Raw genomic sequence first — 2,366 nt, forward strand, 5'->3', positions numbered from 1 at the left:
GGCGGACGCTGGGCCATCAGGTGCTCACTTTGATCAAGATGATCCCGCAAACAATGACGAACGCCGAAAGCATCCGTCGCCAACCGAACCGTTCATGAAAGAACAGCGCAGCAATAATGGCGCCGATAATAACACTGGTTTCCCGCAGAGCTGAGACCTTGGCCACCGCGTCCAGCGACAAGGCAAACAACACCAATCCGTAAGACGCCAGGTAAAAAACACCGCCTAATAGCCCAACTCGCCAGTGCCCACGTATCGCACGAGCCAAGGTTGAACGCTCTTTGGAAAACGCCAGCATCGGGATCGGGATACTTTGGAACACTGTCAGGTAAATAATGTACTGCAGCACCGTCTCACTGGCTCTTACACCTTTAGCATCCACCACCGTGTAAGACGCAATAAACGCACCGGCGCACACCGCCATCAGGATCGGCTTGAATATCTGCGCCGTCATCCTGCGCACAAAGGTCAAGCTGATAATCCCCACGCAAATCAGCAACACTCCCGTCAACGCCTGGGAGGACAACTGTTCATGCAGCAGAAAGTAAGAAAACAGCACGACCAATACGGGCGGCACCCCACGCATCACCGGGTAAACCTGACCGAAGTCACCCGTTTCGTACGCTTTAATCAAAAATAGCCGGTAGACCGTATTGAGCACCACAGAGACGAGTATATAGCCCCATACCTCCAGGCTAGGCACACTGACAAACGGCAACGCCAGCAGGCATATCACTAGCGCGGTGCCGTCGACCATGGCCAAGGTCATGAAGCGACTGCTACCGGCGCGAACTACGGCATTCCAAGTGGCGTGCATAAAGGCAGAGACCAAGACCAACGTGATCGCAATATCGGAGGTGTCCATGGGCTCGGCTTATGGCGGATATGGGAGGACTTACGTTATGAATACCGAAGCATCATTGTTTGCGTAACCACAGCCGTAGCATATAACGATTCAGATCACTCAAAGGCTCAGCATCATTGATCTCGGAACGAGGAGCGTTCATATCAATGAAGTTCGTACGCGTATGCAGAAACTTGTTATCGGCTGAAATAAGCACTTGCCCTGGCTCCAGCAGTACTCGATGCTGAACCGATGACTGATCGAGAACAGTATCCAGAAAGTCCAGTGCCTGGGTTTTAGCTGCTGTTAAAGGCACTCCTGCCTTAAGGTGAGCTGACTCAATGTAGACTCGAAAGTATCTGATCAGTGGAATACCTTCACTGGAAAAGTAGAGGATGGGGGCTTTAAACAGTTGCTCATCCTCTGACATGCCGCGGTTCTCAAAAAAGAAGTCGCATTTGAGCTCTTCCAATACGTCTGGGAACGCCATCAACTCCGCGTATACCGCGCTTGCATCGATGAGAATGCTCTCACCTCCTAAAAGTGCTTTCTGTCCACAGGCCAGGATCAAGTAATCGATAGGCAGCGGGTCGCTCACACCATCGTTATGTATATAGGCGCCTTGACGGGTCTGATGGTATCTCGCACCTGCCTCAATGCTTTTGCCACCTCGGTCATAAACCTCAATCACTTTATGACCAAGATGATTCTGTACCATTGGGACACCGAGTAAGGAACTGAATGTCCACACCAGAGATTTGAACGTTGAAAGTTTATCCACCTTAAAGCCATCGAGAATCAAGACATGACTTTCATGATCGATCATATTTCGTATTCTATTCAGCTCCTCTCTCAGCACGCTTGACTGTAAAGGATTAATGTAAGCGACCTTGGTATCGAATCTAACACCTTGACTTACAGTCTCGAATAACTCCCTTACCGTCAATAGCTCAGCAAATGCATCTTTTGAAAGCCTGACTTTAGATACTCCCTGGCGAAAATGACTGACATTCATATTCATCGCAATCCTGTACGGTAGTTACTCATAGCGTCCATTTAACTAAGCCCACCATTTGCGAAAAAGCGAAACTTCATCAGCCCAGCCATTAAAATTCGTCATGACAGGTTTTTCCTACAGAGAAAACTCCTAATGGTCGTTGGTAGGTTTTCGCGGCGACCAATACGCATGGGCCGCGCATTATCTGTATGAGAGGGGCAAAGCCGTGGTGGATGACTTGCCGCAGGCGATGACACCGAGCCGTTGAGCGAACAATCTCGCGAGCACACCGCAGAACAAATGTGGGAGGGGGCTTGCTCCCGATATAGGTGTGTCAGTCACCAGTTGTATTGGCTGACACACGGCTATCGGGGGCCTCCTCCCACAATAGATTGCGTTTCGGGTTGAGGCGGGCGAATTGCCTTAGTCCTGTCTCTTTTTCACATCTCCGAGCCCACGAGACTGTCGCTGGTATCTCGCATGCCGTCTTCTGCTTGTAAAAAAAAACTGTGGGGTGCCAATCTA

2 protein-coding genes and 1 pseudogene are annotated in these 2,366 nt (G+C 50.2%); 1 reads left to right on the forward strand and 2 read right to left on the reverse strand.

Annotated elements, in window-relative coordinates; genetic code table 11:
• Positions 1–16: 16 nt before the first annotated feature.
• A complete protein-coding gene (locus GIW04_RS29890) occupies positions 17–865 on the reverse strand; it encodes an EamA family transporter (protein WP_003194121.1) in 849 nt (282 codons plus the stop codon).
• 52 nt (positions 866–917) lie between these two features.
• The gene (locus tag GIW04_RS29895; protein WP_120248509.1) at positions 918–1,865 is read right to left on the reverse strand and encodes a TauD/TfdA family dioxygenase; all 948 of its coding nucleotides are present in this window, start codon (positions 1,863–1,865) and stop codon (positions 918–920) included.
• A gap of 148 nt (positions 1,866–2,013) precedes the next feature.
• Here GIW04_RS29895 and GIW04_RS29900 point away from each other — a divergent pair.
• Positions 2,014–2,109 (forward strand): annotated as a pseudogene (locus tag GIW04_RS29900) (DUF3077 domain-containing protein); the annotation flags it as partial.
• Positions 2,110–2,366 lie beyond the last annotated feature (257 nt).

It is taken from the genome of Pseudomonas sp. PA-4-8C (assembly GCF_021606625.1).
GTDB lineage: Bacteria > Pseudomonadota > Gammaproteobacteria > Pseudomonadales > Pseudomonadaceae > Aquipseudomonas > Aquipseudomonas lactis.